The organism is Stenotrophomonas sp. RG-453 (assembly GCF_033843685.1).
Lineage (GTDB): Bacteria > Pseudomonadota > Gammaproteobacteria > Xanthomonadales > Xanthomonadaceae > Stenotrophomonas > Stenotrophomonas bentonitica_A.
This window is the reverse complement of sequence record NZ_JAMYED010000001.1, coordinates 79,310-100,928: the sequence shown is the minus strand read 5'-3', so window position 1 is coordinate 100,928 and position 21,619 is coordinate 79,310. Positions and strand designations below refer to the sequence as shown.

Sequence of the window (21,619 nt, the reverse complement as noted above, 5' to 3'; positions counted from 1 at the left end):
AAATGAGAATGAGTCACGTTTGGCCAAGCCTCATGCCGGTCACAGGCATCCGGTCAACCCTTTGTAGAGATTGGTCGTGGTGCCGGGCAGCCGCACGTGCAGTGGATCGTCCTGTTCCAAGGCCTGAAGCAGTATCGGCAGGGGCGTCCTGGCGGCCAGCGGGACGGGGCAGGCCCAGCTGCGCGCATCGACGATGATCCTCCCGGTCGATCCATCTACCCGCGCGGTGCTGCCGGTAAACGTCCATACGCACTCCTCCACGCCGCCATCGGCGGCGTTGACCGAACAGCGGAAACGCAGTGACTGCAGGTTGTGATACTCCCCTTCGCAGAAGGTATCGCCGCAGACCTCATCGAAGCCGCGGACCAGTCGCGTTTCCAGCGCGAGGAAGCGCTCCCACCCGGCGGCCGGCGTCGGATAGCTGCGCGCATCGATGAAGGTCTGCGCAGTGGTGCCCCCTGCCGGGAAGCTGGCGGCTGCAAGTACAAGCGCGACGCTCGCGAGGAAGCGGTTCATGGGTGTCTCCTGTGGGACGCGGCAAGCGAACCGCCTTCGCCGAGGCAGCCGAGAAGCGCGTCATGGACCGACCGTCCGGTACCCGGCAGCGGCAGGATCAACGCGTCACGACGTCCCAGGGCGGCATGCAGGGCCTCCACAGGCGTATGTGGGGCCAGTGGCACGGCGCACGCCCAGGTACGGTTGTCGGGCATGACCTTGCCGGTGGCGGCGTCCACCTCCAGGTTGCCGGCCGCAATGACCAGCGCGCATTCCGTCACGGTGCCCGTGGCCGCGTGCACCGAACAGCGGAACTGCAGCAGGACATGGTTGGCATAGACACCCTGGCAATAGGTGACGCCGCACAGGTCATGAAACTCCCGCATCAAGTGGCCCTCGAGGGCGTAGAAACGGTCCCAGTTCGCCTCCTTGTAGGGAAAGTCGACCAGGTCCACGTACGGTCTGGACGAGGCATGGGCCGCGGCGGCCGGGGCCACCAGGCAGAGTGCCGCCGCCATCGAAAGGCCGGCCATCGGGGTCATCTTGGGCATCGCCAGGCTCGGAGTGGGTTCCACGCCATGATCGCCAGCGGCGCCGGGCCCGGCCATCAGGCCTCAACCCAGCGCCGCGTCGGGATGGAAGGCGCCGCTGTGTGGCGATTCTTCCCTGCCTGGCGGACCGATTCGGCGCCCCGGCGGCCAGGCCGCTGCACGTTGGCCGGCAAAGGCATAAAATGGCGGACTTTGCGCCCTACCCCCTCTCAGCTGGAGCACACCCATGGGTCTGGAACTCGTTTCGCCGGGCAAGAACCCGCCGGAAGAAATCAACGTCATCATCGAGATCCCGAAGGATTCCGAGCCGGTGAAGTACGAAGTGGACAAGGAAACCGGCGCGATCTTCGTCGACCGCATCCTCTCCACCCCGATGCGCTACCCGTGCAACTACGGCTACGTGCCGAGCACCCTGTGTGGCGACGGCGATCCGGCCGACGTGCTGGTGGTGCTGCCGCTGCCGCTGGTCCCGGGCTCGGTGGTGCGTTGCCGTCCGGTCGGCGTGCTCAAGATGAGCGATGAGGCCGGCAGCGACGAAAAGATCCTGGCCGTGCCGATCTCCAAGGTCTTCAGTGGCTATGCCCACGTGGAAGACATCGAGCAGGTGTCCAGCCACTGGCTGGAGCGCATCGGCCACTTCTTCGAGCATTACAAGGACCTGGAAAAGGGCAAGTGGGTCAAGCTCGATGGCTGGGGCGGCGCCGCCGAAGCCAAGAAGATCCTGGTCGAAGCGCACCAGCGCTACCTCGGCAACATCGCCTGAGATTGACCGGCATCGCTCCGGCACCGCCTGCCGGAGCGATGTGCATCACGTTTTTCCAATGCGGCACATCACTATTCGTGCCGGATTGGGTACATTGCGTCTCTTCACACCGTCCACGGTGCGTTTCACCGTGGTCAGCCAGGGGACCGTGTCGTGCGCATTCTGCTTGTTGGGGACGAAGCCAGCCTGTCGGCTGAGCTGTTGGAATTCATTGCCGATCTTGGGGAAGAGTGGCAACCGCTGACCGCTGCCGATGGCCAGAGCGCCATGGGCATCGTTGCCGGCTCGCCGGTGGATGCGGTGATCGTGTGCCCGCAGTTGCCCGATCTCAACGCCACCACGCTGCTCGGCCAGATCCGCACGCTGCGCCCTGAGACCATCCGAATCGCACTGGTGGATGCCGAGCACGGCAACCGCCCGCCGCCGGCGCGCCTGATCGGTGTCGCCCACCGCTTCCTGCCGATGCCGCTGGCCCCGGAAGTGCTGCTCGAAGCGCTGACCAGCCTGGAAGAGCTGCGCGAACTGCTCGACAGCGCACGCCTGCGCAGTGCCATCGGCCGGATCGAGAAGCTGCCCTCGCCACCGCACCTGTATCTGTCCCTCACCCAGGCGCTGGAACACGACGACGACACCAATACCGCCGACGTGGCCAAGCTGGTCGCGGCCGACCCGGCCATCGCGGCGAAGGTGCTGCAGTTGTCCAACTCGGCGTTCTTCAACAGCGGCCGGATCATTTCCGACCTGCGCACCGCCGTGACCCGACTGGGACTGTCGACCCTGCGCGACCTGGTGCTGGCCAGCGAAGTGTTCTCGGCCCAACCGCTGTCCGGTGCCGAGCGCAACTCGCTGCAGCAGCGCGCACTGCTGGCCTCGCGCCTGGCCGCCAAACTGCTGCCTGATTCCAGCGCCGAACTGGGCGCCACCGCGGCCCTGCTGGCCGACATCGGCCTGCTGCTGCCGGGCGTGCGCAACGAGCGCACGCCCGAAGACGCGGCCGACAATCGCCCCGGCCATGCCGAGGCGGGCGCCTACCTGCTGGGGCTGTGGGGCCTGCCGATGCCGATCATCGAAGCCGTGGCGTTCCACCTGCAGCCGCATCGCTCCACCACCCGCAGCTTCTGGGTGACCGGTGCGGTCCACGTGGCCCTGGCGCTGATCAACGGTGACCCGGTCGACGAGGAGTATCTGCAGCGGGCCGGCGTGCTCAACAAGCTCCCGCAGTGGCGCGATCACGCCAACGCACTGATGGGGCTGGTGGCCAGCGACGCCTGAGTGTGGGGCGGAGCATGCTTGAAGGATGGCGCGCCCCGTGGCGCGCCATCGTCGTTTCAGCGCTGCGGACAGGCGTCCAGCACGCACAAGCGCCACAGGCGCTCGCACATGGCGGCCGAGCCACCGTCGGCGAGGCATTCGATGCGGACGTCTTCGCAGTAGCGCCCTCCCCCGCAGATGATCAGGCCGGGCGACGCACTGGCCGCGGTCGCCAGGGAGGCAAGCAGTACAGCGGAAATCTTCTGAGCGAGCGTCATTTTCATATCGATCTCTCAATCGTCCACGATTGGACCGATTGACGGTATCAACTGCATTTCCGCTCGAATTGTGAGGCGGATCACCGTTCGCTGAAACTCAGACTTTCCCTACCCCACAACGCAAAGAGGGCGGACCTTGCGGCCCGCCCTCCTTTTTTTACGCCATTGCTTCGATGGATCAGAAGCGCTGGGTGTACTTCAGGTAGTAGAACCGACCGATGTCGAAGCCGCCGTAGTAGGAGAAGCTCGAGTTCGGCTGGCTGTACATCACCGGGCCTTCGTGGTTGAACACGTTGTTCGCGCCAGCCGAGATGGTGGCATCCCACGGGGTGTTGTAACGCACCTGCAGGTCATGGAACGTGTTCGAGCCGGTGTTGCGCACCGGGATCGCCAGCGTGTAGGCCGAGGAGTAGCTCGGGTTGTTGCACTCCGGACCGCCTTCGCGATCGTAGGCGCACTCTTCCTTCAGACCGGAGTAGTAACGCATGCCCCAGTTGACGCCGAAGTTGCCCAGGCTCCAATCGATGTTCAGGTTGGAACGGACGCGGAAGTTGCCGCCCCAGTCGCCCGTGCCCCAGCCGGTGTGCTGCTCGACGGCGGTTTCAGCTTCGTTGTCGCGCTTGTACTCGAGGTAGTCCACATAGGTGGTCTTCCAGTCGATGACGATGTTGCCGAAGGACAGTTCCGGCAGACGGTAACGGATACCCAGGTCGTAACCTGCGGTTTCCTGGTAGCCGCCGTTGATCAGCGTACGGGTCACGTCGACGACCTGGCCCGAATCGGTGTCACGGGTGACACGGTCACAGGCGTTGGCGTTGTTCAGCACGTAGCACTGGTTGAGGATCGAGGTGACCGACTCCGCCGCGATGACGTTGTCGATGCGGATCTTCCACCAGTCCAGGCTGACGTCCAGGCCCTGCACGAAGTTCGGGCTGTACACCAGGCCGACGGTCCAGGTCTTGGAGGTTTCCGGCAGCAGGCCGTCATTGGAACCGGACAGGTACGGGTAGTTCGACTGTGCGCCCGGGCCGGTGGCATCGATGCCACCCGACGCTTCCTGACGGAAGTTGGCCGGCACGGCGCCGCCGCAACGGGCAGCGACGTCGGGGTTGCGCACGGCAGCACCGAAGAAGGTGTCGCACGGGTCGGTGTACTTGTCGAAGCTCTGCGAGGTGCCACCGTACAGGTTGGCCACGGTCGGCGCACGGAAGCCGGTGGCATAGGTGCCACGGACCAGCAGGTCGTCGATCGGCTTCCACTTCAGGCCGAACTTGGAGTTCACCGTGTCGCCGAAGGTGTTGTAGTCCGAGTAACGGCCGGCCATGTCGACCGACAGTTCCTTGGCGAACGGCAGATCGGCGAGGATCGGCACGTTCAGTTCCAGGTAGAACTCGTCCAGCTTGTAGCCACCGGCGGTCGGCGCACCGGCCAGGTCGGTGCTCAGGCCCGACTGCAGCAGTGCATCCGGGTTGTACTCGGCGTCTTCTTCGCGGTGCTCGTAACCGGTCGCGAAGGACAGGTCACCGGCCGGCAGGGTCACGATGGCGCCGCTCAGGTTGGCGCTGTAGACCTTGCTGGTGGTCAGCGAGGTATCGTGGGTCGGCAGGAACAGGTACTTCTGCAGGTCCGGGTTGGACAGCGAACCGTCCGCGGTGGAGCCGTACGGCAGCAGCGGGTTCCACGGGGTGCAGCCGGCGATCGGCGCAGCGGCGGTACCGCACTGGGCGATACCGTTGGCATCCAGGTACGACGGGCCCACGGCATTCTTCACGTTCGGAATGAACAGGTTGCCGGTGCCGGTCTTGACGCCCTTGTTGCGGTTGTAGACGTAGCCCACATCCCAGTCGAAGTACTTGTCGGCGAACTCGAACGAGCCTTCCAGACCACCGCTGAAGCGGAAGGTGTTGAGCTCGGACTTGGTCTGGCGCGGCACTTCCCACGTACGACGCATGAAATCAACGTCGGTATCGAGCGGGTTGAAGACGCTGTCGCCGGACATCTGGGTGTCGTAGGCAGCCGAACGGTACGGGTAGCCGGCGATCTGCTGCAGCGCTTCGCGTTCGGTGTACAGGACGCTGGCGGTACCGCGGATGTTGTCGGTGAAGTCGAACTGACCGTTGGAGAAGACCGAACGACGCTTGATGCCGGTCGACAGGTACATCTGCTGCGACGGGTTGGACAGATCGGCGTTGCCCAGCTCGTGGTAGTCGCCGAAGTTGTTCGAGGCGCCGCCCGGGTTCAGGACGTAGTTGCCATCATCCGTAACCAGCACGCCCTTTTCGGTGATCGCGCTCCAGCCGTTGGTGTCGTCGTCGGTCGGAACCGGATGACGATAGCCGTTGGCAGAGGCGCTGTAGCGACGGTTCTTGGCCAGAACCGGCTCTTCTTCGCTGTACTCGGCGCCAAGGGTGATCGAACCGCGATCGCCGGTCTGGCCGTAGACGAAGTTGTAGGTGGTCTTGTCGCCGTCGCCCTGGCCGTACTGGCCCTTGTAGACGCTGGCTTCCAGGCCGTCGAAATTCTTGCGGGTGATGATGTTCACCACGCCGGCGATCGCGTCGGAACCGTAGATCGCCGAGGCGCCGTCGGTCAGCACTTCGATGCGCTCCACGACCGAGGTCGGGATCGAGGCCAGGTCGGTGTAGCCGCCGGAGCTGACGCCCATGCGCTTGCCGTCGAGCAGCACCAGGGTGCGCTCCGGACCGAGGTTGCGCAGGTCGACGTACTGGCCGCCGACTTCTTCGCCCGAGGACAGCGCATCGGCGCGGCTGATCGCCGGCGAGCCGGTGGCCGACAGGTTCTGCACGATGTCGGCGACGCTGGTGAAGCCCTGCTTCTCGATGTCGGCGCGCTGCAGCGCGATCACCGGCTGCGCGGTTTCAGTGCTGGCCTGACGGATACGCGAACCGGTGACCTGGATGCGGTCCAGGTCGGTCGTGCCGCTTGCTTCCTGAGCCGAAACAAAGGCCGGCGTCAGGGCAAGCGCAATGCCGGCGGGCAGAAGGCCCAGCCGCACTGCGGGAGTACGAAAATTCATTTATCTCTCCGAGGTACGTTAGTAGCGTGTTAAAAACGCCTCGGAAAGTTACGATTGCGTTGCAGTGAATTATTTGCGGGAGACAACCGAAGACTTTGCCGAATCTGGCGAGAGATTCGCACCGGCCTCACGATAGCGTGACGCAGACAACCCGAAGCGGGCCCGAAACGCCCGTGCGAAGCTGCAGCAGTTGTCAAATCCGCTGGCGGCCGCCACTTCGCCCACCATCATGTCCGTATCGCGCAGCAGATCGGCGGCCCGCTCCAGGCGCAGGCGCGCGGACAGCGATTGCGGACTCTCGGCATACAGGCTCTGGAACGTCTTGGACAGGTACCAGCTGGAGAAGTTGGTCAGCTCGGCCAGCTCACCGATGCGCACCACCCGGTGGCTGTTGCCCTCCAGGTACAGGCGCGCGCGCTGCATGCGTCCAAACACCTGGCGCTTGCGGCTGCGGGAGCGGCCCGGGCAACGCTGCACGCCGGTCGCCATGCCCTGCTGCAGGGCCGCAAGGTGCAACAGCACCGGGCGCAGCGCCTGGGTCGGGTGGCCGCTGGCCAGCACATCACGCCACAGGCGCAGCGCGACACGGGCATCGCTGCGGCTCATGCTGCCGCGGCCGGCGTAGAGGCTGCAGTCGGTAAGCTCACCCAGCGCGCGCAGTGCGTCCGGGGCCAGGCTCAGGCCGATGCACAGGCCATCGCGACCGGCCTGGACCATCGGGCGGGATTCCTTCTCGAAGGCGATCCACTCACGTTGGCGCAGCCGGAAGCGCCCCTCTTTGGATTCCACCCATGCGCTGCCGCGCAGCTGGATCCACACCGTGAAGGTCGTGCCAGGGCTCTGCAGGCTGCCCAGGCGGGCCACGCCCAGGCAGGTTGGCAGGGGACCGTCGTCGACGACCTTGTCCAGAGAGAGCGCTTGACCGCGATCGGCCAGGGAGAGCTGACGCATGACGACACCGTGAGTTTGCCTTTGCTGGCCTGCAGTGTTGCCAAATCAGGCCACTGCCTCAGGAAGTCCTGGCGAGATTGATCCGAATTCGAGGCGAGAACCTTACGAAGAACTTACGAAGGGTCTTTCGTCTTGAAAATCATGGACTTGACGAAGCCGGGGAACAGCGACGGGACGCGCTCGGGAAGCGACATCACGCCAATGTCCGTGCCATCGGCCACGGCCAGGGCCAAGTACAGCGCCTCGCCGCCCGGGCCCGCGCTGAATCCATTGCTGGCACTCAGCCGCTCCGCGTCCAGGCAGTGCTCCTGGTCGGCGACCGGCTGTGCGATGCGCGTGAATACGGTCGCGCAATCGGCACGGTTGGACAGGTAGTCGATGCTGCCCTGCGCCGATACGGTCCAGGTGCGATAGCGCCAGCGCGTGGGCCGGTCTTCACTGATCTGGCGGATGCTGCCCGGCGTCAGGGCGGCATCGGCCTGCCACAGCCCCCCGGCCGAGAGGCGGGTGAACAGCACACGTTCGCCGGCGATGTCATAGCGTGCCTGCGAGACCCCCTCGATGCTGCCGAGCAGGCGCCATGGCGTCACGCTGCGATCGAACAGGGACAAGCGCATGCGTTCGTCACGGTCGCGCTCCACCACCAGCAGCTGCTGCCCATCCCTGCCGTACAGCGCCTGCAGCGGCTGCCGTACCGGCACGGGCAGGCGCACGGTCTGCTCATCGCGCGGAGACACCTCATAGATGCCGGGGTTGGCATGTTCATCGCGGCCCAGCACCAGCACGCGTTTACCGTCGTGCGACCAGTCGGAGGACTGGCGTGCCTCAGGCCGCAGCCCTTCGATCGGACGCAGCGACTCCGGCCGCTGCATGTCGGCCCACCACAGCGCGTAGCTGCCCGAACGGTCCGACGAAAACACGATCTGCTGGCCATCCGGCGACACCATCGGCTGCGCATCGCGTCCACTGGAGGGGAACAAGCGCTCCGGTGCGCCCAGTCCCCCGGCCGCCACCGGAACCCGGAACAGGCCGAACTGCGGGCGGCGGTGCACGAAGGCGAGCATGTCGCCGGTGCGCGAAACGGTCGGCGACTGCGCATCGTCCAGGCCGACATCGCGCAGCACGCGGGTATCAGTATCCAGTTCATACAGGCGCGATTCGCTGTCGACGCGGCGGCCGAACACGAGGTGGCGGCTGTCGCTGCGCCAGGCCCAGCCACGGATCTCCGCTGAATCGTCGGTCAGCTGCTCCGGGGTGCCCCCTTCGGCAGGCATCCGCCACAGATCGCCGATCTGGGGATTGCGGACGAACACGATCCAGCGACCGTCCGGCGAATAGCGTGGCGCGTATTCGAAGTTGTCACGGCCGAGATCGTAATCAAGCGACTGCCATCGTCCGCTGGCGATATCCAGGGTGCGGATACCGCGCTGCGCATACCGGCCGGACAGCGAGCCGAACACCAGACCCCGCCCATCGGGCGTCCAATCGAAGCTGAGCAGTTCGGTACCGTCGCACCGGGTGACATGGCGCACTGCGCCGCCGGTCGCACTGGCGATCAGCACTTCGCAACTCTCGGCAGGGCCGAACCGGGCGAACGCAATCTCACGACCGTCGGGCGACCAGCTCGGGAACCGGTCGGACATTCCCTTGGGGGGCTCGACCAACAGGCGGGCAGGCGTATTGCCGGAGGTCTGCACTTTGATGACGCTGCCCGGGCGGCTGGGCACATCGGCCTCATAGGCGATCTGCGATCCATCCGGGGACAATGTGGGATACGTCTCGAACCCTGCCGTTGCGGTGATCAGCCGGTAAGGCCGCTGCGGGCTGCCGATCACCCGCGTGCCATCTTCCACCGCCGCGTCCACCGCCGAGGCGGGCGGATCGCGCTGCATCAGCATTCCTGCCATCACCAGCAGCGCCACCAGCATCGCCATGCCGACCGCCACCACCGCATAGCGACGCAGGCGACGCCGACGGCGTTTGATCGGGTCCAGCTCGGTCAGCACCGGCGGCAATGCCGCAGGCACTTCAGCCACGGTGAGCACGCTTGCGGCCGGCTGCTGGAGGTCAGGCTCGATCAGCAGTGCAGGCGCGGCATCCTCGACCACGCTGACGGCCACCAGAAGCCGGTAACCGGTCTTGGCGATGGTTTCGATATAGGGCGAGGCCGCGTCATCATCGCTGGCGAACGCCTTGCGCAGCTGGGTCACCGCCTGGGTCAGCACGTCGTTGGTCGGCAGGGTATCCGGCCAGACCTCCGCGAACAGTTCATCCCGGGTCACGACGGCGCCCGGCGATCGCAGCAGCATCCTGAGCACGCCCAGCGCCTTGGGTGTGAGCCGACGTGGGCGACGCATGCCTTCGCTCATCACTTCCCGCGAGGAGAAAGTGACGATGAAGTCGCCGATTCGAATCACATCGGCGGAGGGGCGCTCACTGTCGTTGCTGATCATCCAGAACACGTGGAAATGCAAAAAAACCACTGGAACTCACGCGATCGTCACAATCGATACAACCGGACGAACCGCCAGATTCCGCACACGCCATCGGCGCAAACCGCAAAAACACCAAGGCGCGCGAATACTAGCCTATGCCGGTTAACCACGCCTATGCGCGCGGGTGACGACAGGCTCTCTCTCGCCGATGAATTCACATAAATCGCATCACCATTCGCGCCTTCTGGCGCGAATTTTTTATCCTGGATTCAGTTTCGTGCACGCGCCAGCATGGTCAGCCCGACGAGCCGCGAGACCACCAGGGCGACGTACATCACGCCTGAAAACTGCTCCAGCATTACCAATGCGCGCGCTTGGGAATGGATCGGCACGACGTCGCTCAACCCCACCCCGGACAACAAGCTGAAGCTGAGATAAAGCAGCTCCATCCAGGTCCTCAATTCGCTCTCGCTGGTTGCCACGAAACTGCCCGGGTACCACTGCTGGCAGACCGCGAACGCGAAGGCGAAGGCCCAGGCCAAAAGCGTGAACGTGGCGCCCGCAGCGAACAGTTCGTCACGGGTCACCTTGTGGTCCTGCAGCATGTAGGCGATCAGGCTGCCGGCCGTATAGAAATACAGCAGGCATTCCAGCAGCTGTGCGGTGGTGACCAGTGCCGGGCGCTCCAGCAGGGCGCCTGCAATGGAGAACACCACCGAGGGAATCGCCAGCACCAGCGCCACCCACATTCCAAGCGGACTGCGCCGCACCACCCACAGCGCCAGGCCGAGCACGGCGATGCCGAACGCGCCGAACAGCGCGCGGCTGGCGCCGGCCTCGTCCATCGCGGGGTAAAGCAGCACGCCCAGCAGCTGCACGGCCAATAACCAGGCCGAGGGATGCCGGCGCGCGATGGCCAGCCATTTGGTGCTGCGTGCTATCGCCATTGTGGTCCCCCACCCCTGCCTGGTCGCGCCGAGCTTAGCCGGAATCGTGCGCGCGCCGGATGATGGCCGGGACGGCGTGCCCGCCCCGGCCGATGCGTCACTCCTGCCGATACACCTCTGCGCCCAGATCGCGGAACTGTGCGGACTTTTCGGCCATGCCGGCCTCCAGCGCCGTGCGCTCATCCAGGCCCTGCCCCGCTGCATAGTCACGCACGTCCTGGGTGATTTTCATCGAGCAGAAGTGCGGGCCACACATCGAGCAGAAGTGGGCCAGCTTGTGCGCGTCCTTGGGCAGCGTTTCGTCGTGGAACTCCTTGGCTTTCTCCGGATCCAGCCCGAGATGGAACTGGTCTTCCCAGCGGAATTCGAAGCGTGCCTTGCTCAGCGCGTTGTCACGCACCTGCGCGCCGGGGTGGCCCTTGGCCAGGTCCGAGGCGTGCGCGGCGATGCGGTAGGCCATGATGCCGTCGCGCACGTCCTGGCGATTGGGCAGCCCCAGGTGCTCTTTGGGCGTGACGTAACAGAGCATCGCCGTGCCGTACCAGCCGATCATGGCCGCGCCGATCGCACTGGTGATGTGGTCGTAGCCCGGGGCGATATCGGTGGTCAGCGGGCCGAGTGTGTAGAACGGCGCCTCACCGCACTCACGCAGCTGCTTGTCCATGTTTTCCTTGATCAGCTGCATCGGCACGTGGCCGGGGCCTTCGATCATGGTCTGCACGTCGTGCTTCCACGCGATCTTCGTCAGCTCGCCCAGCGTCTCCAGCTCGCCGAACTGCGCGGCATCGTTGGCATCGGCGATACAGCCCGGGCGCAGGCCGTCACCCAGCGAGAAGGTCACGTCGTAGGCCTTCATGATCTCGCAGATGTCCTCGAAGTGCGTGTAGAGGAAGTTCTCCTTGTGATGCGCCAGGCACCATTTGGCCATGATCGAGCCGCCCCGCGAGACGATCCCGGTCACGCGCCCGGCGGTCAACGGCACATAGCGCAGCAGCACACCGGCATGGATGGTGAAGTAATCCACGCCCTGCTCGGCCTGCTCGATCAGCGTGTCGCGGAAGATGTCCCAGGTGAGTTCCTCCGCGCGGCCATCGACCTTTTCCAGTGCCTGGTAGATCGGCACGGTGCCAATGGCCACCGGCGAGTTGCGCAGGATCCATTCGCGGGTCTCGTGGATGTGCTTGCCGGTGGACAGGTCCATCACGGTGTCACCGCCCCAGCGGATCGCCCAGACCAGCTTTTCCACTTCCTCGGCGATGCCCGAGGAAACCGCGCTGTTGCCGATGTTGGCGTTGATCTTGGTGAGGAAGTTGCGGCCGATGATCATCGGTTCGCTTTCCGGGTGGTTGATGTTGTTGGGCAGCACCGCACGGCCGCGGGCGATTTCATCGCGGACAAATTCCGGTGTGATGCGCGCCGGGATGGACGCGCCGAAGGCTTCGCCGGGATGCTGCCTGAGCAGCGCGGCATCGACGATGGCCTCGAGACGCTGGTTTTCGCGGATGGCGACGAATTCCATTTCCGGGGTGATGATGCCGCGGCGTGCGTAGTGCATCTGGGTGACGTTGGCACCGGCCCGCGCGCGCCGTGGCTGCAGCCGCGACGGGAAGCGCACCGCATCCAGGCGCGCATCGGTTTCGCGGGAGCGGCCAAACGCCGAGCTCAGGCCGTCGAGCACATCGGTATCGCCCCGCTCGGCCACCCAGCCGGCACGCAACGGCGGCAGCCCCACGGAGAGGTCGATCCGTGCATTCGGATCGGTATACGGGCCGGACGTGTCATACACGGTGACCGGCGCGTTCTCTTCCCCACCAAACAGGGTCGGCGTGCGGGTCAGCACGATCTCGCGCATGGGCACCTGCAGGTCGCTGCGTGAGCCGGGCACATGGATCTTGCGTGAGCCGGGAATCGGGCGGGTGACCGATTCGGACAATTGCTGGGCCTGCTGCTGCAGGGAGGAAAGCGCTGCGTTCATGACGTCGTCCTGGATCGGGTCCCGCCCGGGAATGGGCGGAACGGACGAAGCGGCGGCGCACGGCAGACGCAACACGGGCGGTCTTTGGGCGGGGCAGCCCTACGGCGCAGTGCATCAGCAATTGCGAAGCTTCCCTACGCCGGTATCAACCGGATCAGGTTCGAAGGGACTGTCTCAACCTTGGCCACTGGGCCGCGGTACCCCCGCTTCGGGGCGAATTAGAGCACAAAGCGATGACCCTCGGCGCGCTGGGGCAGACCAACCAAGCTGCTTGGCCCTGGGTGTGAACAGCGTGCCGACATCCGATGCACTACCATGCTGCAGCGCGGTATGCGGTGCGATCGGCGGTAGCGTCCCGATCACGCGCGCATTGCGCATTGTTCGACGCCATTGACGTCCGTACTGACCGGCCTCGACCGGCTTGATCCGCCCCAGTCGTTGCCGCCGTGCCGCTGGAGATTGCAAGCCTCGGCTCGCCCCTACTGATCGGAGACACGCCTGCATGGTGTTCCGCATTTCCATCGCACTGGTCGCACTGCTGGTGCTGATCGCCGGCCTCGCGCCGGGCCCCTTCAACGAGGTCGTCCAGAGCGGCCTGTCTACCATCATCCGCAGTACCGGCTGGCTGTACCTGCTGGTGGTGTTCATCACCCTGTCGTTCCTGATGTACCTGGCCTTCGGCCGCTTCGGTTCACTGCGCATCGGCGGCGAAGATGCCGAACCCGACTTCTCCAACGCGAGCTGGATGTCGATGCTGTTCGCGGCCGGCATGGGCATCGGCCTGGTGTTCTGGGGCGCGGCCGAGCCGATCTCGCATTTCGTGAAGCCACCGGAAGGGTTGGCCCCGCAAAGCATGGAGGCGGCGCGCGCATCGATGCGCTATGCGTTCTTCCACTGGGGCCTGCATCCCTGGGCGATCTACGCCCTGATCGGCCTGGCGATGGCGTGGTTCCAGTTCAACCGCAACGGCCGCGGGCTGATCAGTGATCTGCTGCAGCCGATCATCGGTGCGCATCACCGGGGCTGGATGGGCACTGTCGTCAACGTCGCTGCAGTGGTCGCCACGGCGATCGGTGTGGCAACGACGCTGGGCTTCGGCACGATCCAGATCGCCGCCGGTCTCGAGCGCGTGTTCGGCATCCAGGCCTCGGTGCCGGTGCAGCTGACCATCATCGCGGTGGCGTTCGTGCTGTACATGGCCTCCACCACCAGCGGCGTCAACCGTGGCATCAAGTGGCTCTCCAACTTCAACCTGGGTCTGGCAGCGGTACTGCTGGCGCTGGTGATGGTGCTGGGGCCCACCGGTTTCATCTTCGATACGTTCACCACCACGATCGGCTCCTACCTCAATTCGCTGGTCACCATGAGCCTGCGCATGTCGCCGTTCTCGGGCAGCACCTGGGTGGCGGACTGGACGATCTTCTACTGGGCCTGGTGGATCGCGTGGGCGCCGTTCGTGGGCTCGTTCATCGCCCGCGTCTCGCGTGGGCGCAGCATCCGCGAGTTCGTGCTGGGCGTGGTGATCGCACCGAGCGTGCTGGGCTTCCTGTGGTTCTCGGTATTCGGCGGCACCGCGCTGTGGTCGCAGATCTTCGGCCACGTGGACCTGGCCCAGGCGCTGGGCAACGGCTACGAGACGGTGCTGTTCACGATGTTCGACAGCCTGCCGATGCCGATGGTGTTGTCGGCGATCGCGCTGGTGCTGTTGATGATCTTCTTCGTGACCTCGGCCGATTCGGCGGTGCTCGTGCTAGCGACGATGTCGACCGAGGAATCCGGTGATCCGCCGCTGGCGCGCCGGATGGTGTGGGGCGTGGCGATTGCGTTGATCGCGGGCGTGCTGCTGCTGGCCGGTGGCCTTAATGCGCTGCAGGGGATGATCACGATCGCGGCACTGCCGTTTGCGTTGTTGATGTTGGCGGTGATGTGGTCGTTGTACCGGGTGCTGGACATGGAGCATGCGCTGCAGCGGCGCCGTGCACAGCGCGCGCGGCGGTTGATGGATGAGTGGATCGAGCGGGAAATCGCGGCGCAGGAAGAAACACGCGATGAGGCGGCTCGGGCGCCTTGAGCTGAACGCTTGAAGCATCCCGCCTTCCGGACTATCGGTGGGCGGGGCGGGACGGGGGGGGGTTGCAGCGATGACCTGATGCATCGGGTCATCGCTGAGTGAGAGGAGCCACGCATGGCGTGGCTCTACCGCTTCGGCCGTGTTCGCTTTTGCCATGCGCACCGCCCCCCCCGCAGCCCCAAAGCGTCCTGCTCTACGCTCTGCTCTGCGCTAGTGCCGACCAACGGTCGGCGCTACGAAGCACGAGGGAATCAGTACCCCGCCGCCTGCCCATCCTTGCGGCTTTCCGACGCGCCGTAGTACACCCCGGTCTCCGGATCACGCAGGATCGCCTGGTACCCACCGTAGGGACCATCCGCGAACACCACCCGGTGGCCCTTGCGCATCAACGCGCGCACTGTTTCGTACGGGAAGCCGGTTTCCAGGTTGACTTCGCCACCGTCGCTCATCGCGGTGGCCTGCCCGGTCGGCTCGGTCGAGCCCTCGTGCTGGATGCGCGGCGCATCCCCGGCTTCCTGCAGATTCATTCCGAAATCGACCATGTTCATCACGATCTGGGCATGGCCCTGCGGCTGCATCGCGCCCCCCATCACGCCGAAGCTCATCCACGGCTTGCCGTCCTTGGTGACGAAGCCCGGGATAATGGTCTGGAACGGACGCTTGCCCGGCGCATAGCCGTTCGGGTGATCCTTCTGCAGCACGAACATCTCGCCACGGTCCTGCAGGATGAATCCCAGGCCCGGAGGCGCCATGCCGCTGCCCATGCCGCGGTAGTTGGACTGGATCAGCGAGACCATCATGCCGTCGGCATCGGCCACGGTCATGTAGATCGTGTCGCCTTCCCGCAGCTGCTTGGGCGTGCCCGGCTGCACTTCGCTCAGCGCCTTGTCCATCGAGATCAGCTTGCGGCGCTCGGCGGCGTAGCCCTTGGAGATCAGCCGGTCGACCGGGGCCGGATGGAACGCCGGGTCGGTGTAGAAGCGCGCGCGGTCGGCGAAGGCCAGCTTCTTGGCCTCCACGAACAGGTGCACGTGTTCGGGTGAGCCAAAGGGAATCCTGGAGAAGTCGTAGCCTTCGAGCACATTGAGGATCTGCAGCGCCGCGATGCCCTGGCTGTTCGGGGGCAGCTCCCACACGTCATAGCCGCGGTAGTTGCTGCTGACCGGCTCCACCCACTCGCCGTGGTGGCTCGCCATGTCGTCATAGCTCAGGTAGCCGCCGTTGGCCTTGAAGTAGGTGCCGATGGTGCGGGCGATGTCGCCCTTGTAGAAGGCATCGCGCCCGCCCTGGGCGATCTGCTCAAGGGTGTGGGCCAGGTTCGGGTTCTTCCACATCTCGCCCTTGCGCGGGGCATGGCCGTTGATCGTGAACTGCTCGGTGAAGCCAGGGTACCTGGACAGTCGCGGCACCGAGCGGTCCCAGTAGTAGGCGATGACCTCGGCGACCGGGTGGCCTTCGCGGGCGTAGTGGATCGCCGGGGCCAGGTTGTCGGCCATCGGCTTGCGGCCGAAACGGTCATGCAGGGCGAACCAGCCGTCCACCGCGCCGGGCACCGAGACCGGCAGCGGGCCGGTGGCGGGGATTTCCTTCAGGCCGCGCCGCTGGAACTCGGCCAGGGTCAGCGACTTGGGCGAGCGCCCCGAGCCGTTGTAGCCATACAGCTTCTCGGTGTTGGGGTCCCAGACGATCGCGAACAGGTCGCCACCCACGCCATTGCCGGTCGGCTCCATCAGGCCGAGGGCAGCGTTGGCGGCGATCGCGGCATCCACGGCCGAGCCACCGGACTTCATCACGTCCAGGGCGATCTGCGTGGCCAGGGGCTGGGAGGTGGCGGCCATCGCGTGCGGGGCGATCACCTCCGAGCGGGTGGCAAAGGTATGGCCGGTGATCCGGTCTGCGGCGATCGCCGCGGCGGGCAGCGTGGACAGCAGGGCGGCGGCGAGCAGGCCGCAGGCGAGGCGTGGGGACACGGGGGAATTCCTGAAGGGTGGTAGCGACATCGATGGTGGCGGCAGATGGCCTGTGATGACATCCCACAATGGTCATGTACCGGGGTGGAAATCGGCCCCGGATCCGCGCAATCGGCAGCGCCAAAATACTGAATTCCGGTTCACCGGAACGCTTTCAGCCGCAACCATCCTTGTCTGGCGGGGCATTGCGGTGGATGCAGACGAAACCGATGGAAATTGTCCTGCCAGGGTTGACACCGCCAAAACCCGTGTGGTTTTCTCGATCTCATGTTGCAGCGCACAGCCACCCGCGAATCCATCCAGCACGCCGACCCCGGCGCGGCCGCGATCCATTCGCTTTTCGTCCTCGTACTTATTACCCAACCAACAGGTGCGGGACGGACCGGCGTGTAAGCAAGACTGCCAGGTATCCATCAAAACCCGCACCCGACCAGGTGCGGGTTTTTTCGTTTCAGAACCCTTTGTTTTCCATCCTCCCCTCCGAGTTGCCTTCCACCATGACCCGCCAGCCCGCCCCGAGCCAGCCGACGCCCACCGCCCCCACGGCGGGTGAGTTCGCGTGTGGTCGCGGCCAGGCCGGTGCCACCCCTTCCCCTGATGGGCCGACGCGTCGCTGACCGTCGGCCCTCTTTTTTCTTGCCTCCAAAGGACCTCCCCCATGAGCACCAACGACCTGCCCCAGATCAAGATCGCTGTTGTCGGCTACGGCAGCCAGGGCCGCGCGCACGCGCTGAATCTGCGTGAATCCGGTTTCGATGTCGTCGTCGGGCTGCGCCCGGGCGGTCCGACCGAGGTCAAGGCACAGGCCGACGGCTTCACCGTCAAAGCCCCGTCCGAAGCGGTGAAGGATGCCGATCTGGTCGCGGTGCTGACCCCGGACATGGTGCAGAAGAAGCTCTACGAAGACGTGCTCGCACCGAACATGAAACAGGGCGCGGTGCTGCTGTTCGCGCATGGCCTGAACGTCCACTTCGACATGATCACCCCGCGCGAGGATCTGGACGTGGTGCTGGTCGCACCGAAGGGCCCGGGTGCGCTGGTCCGTCGCGAGTATGAAATCGGCCGCGGCGTGCCGTGCATCTGGGCGGTCTACCAGGACAAGAGTGGCAAGGCCGCCGAGTTCGCGCTGGCTTACGCCGGTGGTCTGGGCGGCGCGCGCGCCAACCTGATCCAGACCACCTTCAAGGAAGAGACCGAGACCGATCTGTTCGGCGAACAGGCCGTGCTGTGCGGCGGTGCTTCGGCACTGGTCCAGGCCGGGTTCGAAACCCTGGTCGAAGCCGGCTATCAGCCGGAAATCGCCTATTACGAAGTACTTCACGAATTGAAGCTGATCGTGGATCTGTTCTACGAAGGCGGCATCACCCGCATGCTGGAATTCATCTCCGAGACCGCGCAGTACGGCGACTACGTCAGCGGCCCGCGCGTCATCGATGCCGGTACCAAGGCGCGCATGAAGGACGTGCTGACCGACATCCAGAACGGCACCTTCACCAAGAACTGGGTGGCCGAGTACGAAGCGGGCCTGCCGAACTACAACAAGTTCAAGCAGGCCGACCTGGAGCACCCGATCGAGAAGGTAGGCAAGGAACTGCGCGCCAAGATGGTCTGGTTGCAAAGTCAAGCCGCGTAAACGCGCGGCTCCCCCACCCGCTTTCGTAAAGGTCACCGCATGAACACCTCCGCACACAGCACCGCGCCCCGCAACGGCGCACGCTGGTTGACGCAGGCCCTGGAAGCCGAGGGCGTGCATACGCTGTTCGGCTATCCGGGCGGCACCATCATGCCGTTCTACGACGCCCTGGTGGATTCCGGGCTGAAGCACATCCTGGTCCGCCACGAACAGGGCGCCGCCCTGGCTGCCAACGGCTTCGCCCGCGCCAGTGGCCGGGTCGGCGTCTGCGTCGCCACCTCCGGCCCGGGCGCCTCCAACCTGGTCACCGGCATCGCCGATGCGATGCTGGATTCGGTGCCGATGGTCTGCATCACCGGCCAGGTCGCCACCCCGCTGCTGGGCACCGACGCGTTCCAGGAACTGGACGTGTTCGGGCTGACCCTGCCGATCGTCAAGCACAGCTGGCTGGTGCGCTCGGTCGATGACCTGCCGCAGGTGGTCGCCGATGCGTTCCGGATCGCCCGCGAGGGTCGCCCGGGTCCGGTGCTGATCGATCTGCCCAAGGACGTGCAGGTCGCCGATGCGTCGCATCTGCCCGACCACGTCCCCTCCACCGTGGTGGCACCGCCTGCGCCGCAGGACGAGGCCATCGCGCACGCCATCGCCGCCATCGCCGAGGCCGAGAAGCCGGTGATCTATGCCGGTGGTGGCGTGGCGCTGGGCGATGCGGTGGAGGACTTCCGTGCCTTCGTCGAGGCCACGGCGATCCCGACCGTGCTGACCCTGCGCGGACTGGGTGCGCTGCCGCCGCAGCATCCGCACTACCTGGGCATGCTGGGCATGCACGGTACCCGCGCGGCCAACATGGCGGTGCAGGAAAGCGATCTGCTGGTGGTGGTCGGCGCCCGTTTCGATGACCGCGCCACCGGCAAGTTGAACGAGTTCGCTCCGTTTGCGCGCGTCGTGCATATCGATGCCGACGCGTACGAGATCTCCAAGCTGCGCACCGCCGACATCGCGGTGCCGGGCAACGTGGGTACGGCGCTGCGCGCCCTGACCGCCGCGGCCACCGCCCCGGCCACGCAGGAAGCCTGGGCGAAGCGCTGCCAGGGCCATCGTGAACGCTTCGCGCCGCGCTACGACGCACCGGGCAAGCACATCTATGCACCGGCGCTGCTGAAGCGCCTGAGCGAACTGGCCCCGAGCGACGCGATCATCGCCTGCGATGTCGGCCAGCATCAGATGTGGGTCGCCCAGCACTGCCGCTTCAACCACCCACGCAACCACCTGACCAGCGGCGCGCTGGGCACGATGGGCTTCGGCCTGCCGGCAGCGATGGGCGCGCAGTTCGCCTGCCCCGACCGCACCGTGGTGCTGGTCTCCGGCGATGGCAGTTTCATGATGAACGTGCAGGAGCTCGTCACCATCGCCCGCTGCCGCCTGCCGGTGAAGATCGTGCTGCTGGACAACAGCTCGCTGGGCATGGTCCGCCAGTGGCAGGAGCTGTTCTTCGCCGAGCGCTACAGCGAGATCGATCTGTCCGACAACCCGGACTTCGCTGCGCTGGCGCAGGTATTCGGCATTCCAGCCACGCGCATCGAAGCACGTGACGATGTCGAAGGTGGCCTGGCCGCGATGCTGGCCCAGCCCGGCCCGGCGCTGCTGCATGTGGCCATCGATGCCCGTGCCAACGTGTGGCCGCTGGTGCCGCCCAACAACGCCAACAGCACGATGCTGGAAAGCAACCCCGCCCATCAGTCCCAGGAGTTCCCCAATGCAATACCGGCTTGACCTGGTGCTGACCCCGGCCGAAGGCGCGCTGCTGCGCGTGATCGGCATGGCCGAACGCCGCGGCTTCGCGCCGCGCGCGATCGCCGGCGCGCCCAATGCCGCCGACGATGGCCGCTGGCACCTGCAGCTGGTGGTGGACAGCACCCGTCCACCGGAAACGCTGCGCCGCCAGATCGAGAAGATCTACGACTGTGTTTCGGTGCGGATCAGCGCACTGGAACCCGGGGTATCCGCATGAACGCCCGCACCGCTGCATCGGTGCCGGCACGGAGGTCTCTTCTCGCAGCACAGGGATGTGCAAGTGGTGCGCGTGCAGGATGCACGACGTCGTACCACCGTGCGCCGTCGCAGCGCGTACCGCATGGCGACGATCACCGTGGCCGGGTGCACGATGCCGGCTAGCCGCACCCCGCAGGAACCGGATGTAGGCGACGTAAGCGTCGCCGACGTGCTGGCCGCGCAGGCGCGGCTGCGCCGCTTCCTGCCGCCCACGCCGCTGCATTACGCCGAACGTTTCGGCGTGTGGCTGAAGCTGGAGAACCTGCAGCGCACCGGGTCGTACAAGGTGCGCGGCGCCCTGAACGCACTGCTGGCCGGGCGTGAGCGCGGCGATGACCGCCCGGTCATCTGCGCCTCCGCCGGCAACCACGCCCAGGGCGTGGCCTGGGCCGCCTACCGTCTGAACATCCCCGCGATCACCGTAATGCCCCACGGTGCGCCCGCCACCAAGATTGCCGGTGTCGCCCACTGGGGCGCCACGGTCCGCCAGCACGGCGAGAGCTACGACGAGGCCTACGCCTTCGCCCGCGCCCTGGCCGACCAGCACGGCTACCGTTTCCTGTCCGCCTTCGACGATCCCGACGTGATCGCCGGCCAGGGCACCTTGGGCATCGAACTGGCCCCGCATGCGCCCGACGTAGTGATCGTGCCGATCGGCGGCGGTGGCTTGGCTTCGGGCGTCGCGCTGGCGCTGAAATCGCAGGGTGTACGCATCGTCGGCGCGCAGGTCGAGGGCGTCGATTCGATGGCCCGTGCGATCCGCGGCGACGTGCGTGAGATCGCCCCGGTCGCCACCCTGGCCGACGGCGTCAAGGTGAAGATCCCCGGTTTCCTGACCCGCAGGCTGTGCAGCGCGTTGCTGGACGATATCGTCATCGTCCGCGAAGCCGAGCTGCGCGAAACCCTGGTGCGGTTGGCGCTGGAAGAACACGTCATCGCCGAAGGCGCCGGCGCGCTGGCGCTGGCGGCCGGCCGCCGCGTGGCCGGCAAGCGCAAGTGCGCGGTGGTCTCCGGCGGCAACATCGATGCGCTGGTCCTGGCCCAGCTGCTGGCCGACATCCGTCCCCGCCCCCCGCGCAAACCGCGCCGCCGCGCCAGCGAGCGAACACGCCCGCCCCTACCAACCGTGCTCGCGACACCCCCGATTTCCGTTTCGATTCCTACCTCTGCCATCCCATCCGACATTGCCGTCGAGGAGACCTCCTGGTGA

The 21,619-nt window shown here is 65.9% G+C and carries 16 protein-coding genes and 1 riboswitch; of the genes, 7 read left to right on the top strand and 9 right to left on the bottom strand.

The annotated features are described in order from the left end of the window. Positions 1-39: 39 nt before the first annotated feature. Together NJD74_RS00405 and NJD74_RS00400 are read right to left on the bottom strand one after the other, a co-directional pair. Entirely contained in the window at positions 40-516 is a 477-nt protein-coding gene (locus NJD74_RS00405; protein ID WP_070473583.1) for a hypothetical protein, read from the bottom strand. Beyond that, positions 513-1,046: a hypothetical protein gene (locus NJD74_RS00400; protein WP_237740305.1), complete on the bottom strand. Its 534-nt coding sequence runs from the start codon at positions 1,044-1,046 to the stop codon at positions 513-515. Before NJD74_RS00400 ends, NJD74_RS00405 begins: the two co-directional genes overlap by 4 nt. 226 nt (positions 1,047-1,272) lie before the next feature. On the opposite strand from NJD74_RS00400, the gene ppa reads away from it, so the two are divergent. Beyond that, positions 1,273-1,809, top strand: coding sequence for an inorganic diphosphatase (gene ppa, locus NJD74_RS00395; RefSeq protein WP_019183821.1), 537 nt, complete (start codon positions 1,273-1,275; stop codon positions 1,807-1,809). A 153-nt stretch (positions 1,810-1,962) separates the two neighbouring features. After that, positions 1,963-3,081 carry an HDOD domain-containing protein gene (locus NJD74_RS00390; RefSeq protein WP_019183820.1) on the top strand — a complete coding sequence of 373 codons (1,119 nt, stop codon included), beginning with the start codon at positions 1,963-1,965 and terminating at the stop codon, positions 3,079-3,081. A gap of 56 nt (positions 3,082-3,137) precedes the next feature. On the opposite strand, the gene NJD74_RS00385 is transcribed toward NJD74_RS00390, so the two are convergent. The 6 genes from NJD74_RS00385 to thiC all read right to left on the bottom strand — a co-directional run bounded on the left by NJD74_RS00385 (position 3,138) and on the right by thiC (position 12,683). Beyond that, on the bottom strand, positions 3,138-3,338 hold the full coding sequence (locus NJD74_RS00385; RefSeq protein WP_254427770.1) for a hypothetical protein: 201 nt from the start codon (positions 3,336-3,338) through the stop codon (positions 3,138-3,140). Positions 3,339-3,516: 178 nt separating this feature from the next. Next, positions 3,517-6,375, bottom strand: a complete 2,859-nt coding sequence (locus tag NJD74_RS00380) for a TonB-dependent receptor (protein WP_319623453.1) — start codon at positions 6,373-6,375, stop codon at positions 3,517-3,519. A 69-nt stretch (positions 6,376-6,444) separates the two neighbouring features. Then, positions 6,445-7,326: a helix-turn-helix transcriptional regulator gene (locus tag NJD74_RS00375; RefSeq protein WP_019183817.1), complete on the bottom strand. Its 882-nt coding sequence runs from the start codon at positions 7,324-7,326 to the stop codon at positions 6,445-6,447. Positions 7,327-7,439: 113 nt separating this feature from the next. Continuing rightward, positions 7,440-9,779 carry a winged helix-turn-helix domain-containing protein gene (locus NJD74_RS00370; protein ID WP_319623614.1) on the bottom strand — a complete coding sequence of 780 codons (2,340 nt, stop codon included), beginning with the start codon at positions 9,777-9,779 and terminating at the stop codon, positions 7,440-7,442. Between the two features lie 251 nt (positions 9,780-10,030). Next, positions 10,031-10,708: an ion channel gene (locus NJD74_RS00365; RefSeq protein WP_019183815.1), complete on the bottom strand. Its 678-nt coding sequence runs from the start codon at positions 10,706-10,708 to the stop codon at positions 10,031-10,033. A 97-nt stretch (positions 10,709-10,805) separates the two neighbouring features. Continuing rightward, positions 10,806-12,683, bottom strand: coding sequence for a phosphomethylpyrimidine synthase ThiC (thiC, locus tag NJD74_RS00360; protein ID WP_019183814.1), 1,878 nt, complete (start codon positions 12,681-12,683; stop codon positions 10,806-10,808). A gap of 113 nt (positions 12,684-12,796) precedes the next feature. Then, positions 12,797-12,898: riboswitch (TPP riboswitch) on the bottom strand. A 287-nt stretch (positions 12,899-13,185) separates the two neighbouring features. Between thiC and NJD74_RS00355 the strand changes: the two genes are divergently transcribed. Next, positions 13,186-14,754, top strand: coding sequence for a BCCT family transporter (locus NJD74_RS00355; protein ID WP_019183813.1), 1,569 nt, complete (start codon positions 13,186-13,188; stop codon positions 14,752-14,754). A gap of 251 nt (positions 14,755-15,005) precedes the next feature. On the opposite strand, the gene ggt is transcribed toward NJD74_RS00355, so the two are convergent. Then, the gene (gene ggt, locus NJD74_RS00350; RefSeq protein ID WP_319623452.1) at positions 15,006-16,724 is read right to left on the bottom strand and encodes a gamma-glutamyltransferase; all 1,719 of its coding nucleotides are present in this window, start codon (positions 16,722-16,724) and stop codon (positions 15,006-15,008) included. 658 nt (positions 16,725-17,382) lie between these two features. Between ggt and ilvC the strand changes: the two genes are divergently transcribed. The 4 genes from ilvC (at position 17,383) to NJD74_RS00330 (ending at position 21,619) form a co-directional block, all read left to right on the top strand. Beyond that, positions 17,383-18,357, top strand: coding sequence for a ketol-acid reductoisomerase (gene ilvC / locus NJD74_RS00345; protein ID WP_019183812.1), 975 nt, complete (start codon positions 17,383-17,385; stop codon positions 18,355-18,357). Between the two features lie 39 nt (positions 18,358-18,396). Continuing rightward, positions 18,397-20,130, top strand: coding sequence for an acetolactate synthase 2 catalytic subunit (gene ilvG, locus NJD74_RS00340; protein WP_046273524.1), 1,734 nt, complete (start codon positions 18,397-18,399; stop codon positions 20,128-20,130). After that, a complete protein-coding gene (locus NJD74_RS00335) occupies positions 20,114-20,368 on the top strand; it encodes an ACT domain-containing protein (protein WP_019183810.1) in 255 nt (84 codons plus the stop codon). Before ilvG ends, NJD74_RS00335 begins: the two co-directional genes overlap by 17 nt. A gap of 153 nt (positions 20,369-20,521) precedes the next feature. Then, entirely contained in the window at positions 20,522-21,619 is a 1,098-nt protein-coding gene (locus NJD74_RS00330) for a threonine dehydratase (RefSeq protein ID WP_284129675.1), read from the top strand.

Excerpts from the sequence above, each read along its gene's own strand:
- NJD74_RS00405 (WP_070473583.1), bottom strand. The coding sequence starts at position 516 with ATGAACCGCTTCCTCGCGAGCGTCGCGCTTGTACTTGCAGCCGCCAGC.
- NJD74_RS00400 (WP_237740305.1), bottom strand. The coding sequence starts at position 1,046 with ATGCCCAAGATGACCCCGATGGCCGGCCTTTCGATGGCGGCGGCACTC.
- ppa (WP_019183821.1), top strand. The coding sequence starts at position 1,273 with ATGGGTCTGGAACTCGTTTCGCCGGGCAAGAACCCGCCGGAAGAAATC.
- NJD74_RS00385 (WP_254427770.1), bottom strand. The coding sequence starts at position 3,338 with ATGACGCTCGCTCAGAAGATTTCCGCTGTACTGCTTGCCTCCCTGGCG.
- NJD74_RS00380 (WP_319623453.1), bottom strand. The coding sequence starts at position 6,375 with ATGAATTTTCGTACTCCCGCAGTGCGGCTGGGCCTTCTGCCCGCCGGC.
- NJD74_RS00375 (WP_019183817.1), bottom strand. The coding sequence starts at position 7,326 with ATGCGTCAGCTCTCCCTGGCCGATCGCGGTCAAGCGCTCTCTCTGGAC.
- NJD74_RS00370 (WP_319623614.1), bottom strand. The coding sequence starts at position 9,779 with ATGATCAGCAACGACAGTGAGCGCCCCTCCGCCGATGTGATTCGAATC.
- NJD74_RS00365 (WP_019183815.1), bottom strand. The coding sequence starts at position 10,708 with ATGGCGATAGCACGCAGCACCAAATGGCTGGCCATCGCGCGCCGGCAT.
- thiC (WP_019183814.1), bottom strand. The coding sequence starts at position 12,683 with ATGAACGCAGCGCTTTCCTCCCTGCAGCAGCAGGCCCAGCAATTGTCC.
- NJD74_RS00355 (WP_019183813.1), top strand. The coding sequence starts at position 13,186 with ATGGTGTTCCGCATTTCCATCGCACTGGTCGCACTGCTGGTGCTGATC.
- ilvC (WP_019183812.1), top strand. The coding sequence starts at position 17,383 with ATGAGCACCAACGACCTGCCCCAGATCAAGATCGCTGTTGTCGGCTAC.
- ilvG (WP_046273524.1), top strand. The coding sequence starts at position 18,397 with ATGAACACCTCCGCACACAGCACCGCGCCCCGCAACGGCGCACGCTGG.
- NJD74_RS00335 (WP_019183810.1), top strand. The coding sequence starts at position 20,114 with ATGCAATACCGGCTTGACCTGGTGCTGACCCCGGCCGAAGGCGCGCTG.
- NJD74_RS00330 (WP_284129675.1), top strand. The coding sequence starts at position 20,522 with ATGCCGGCTAGCCGCACCCCGCAGGAACCGGATGTAGGCGACGTAAGC.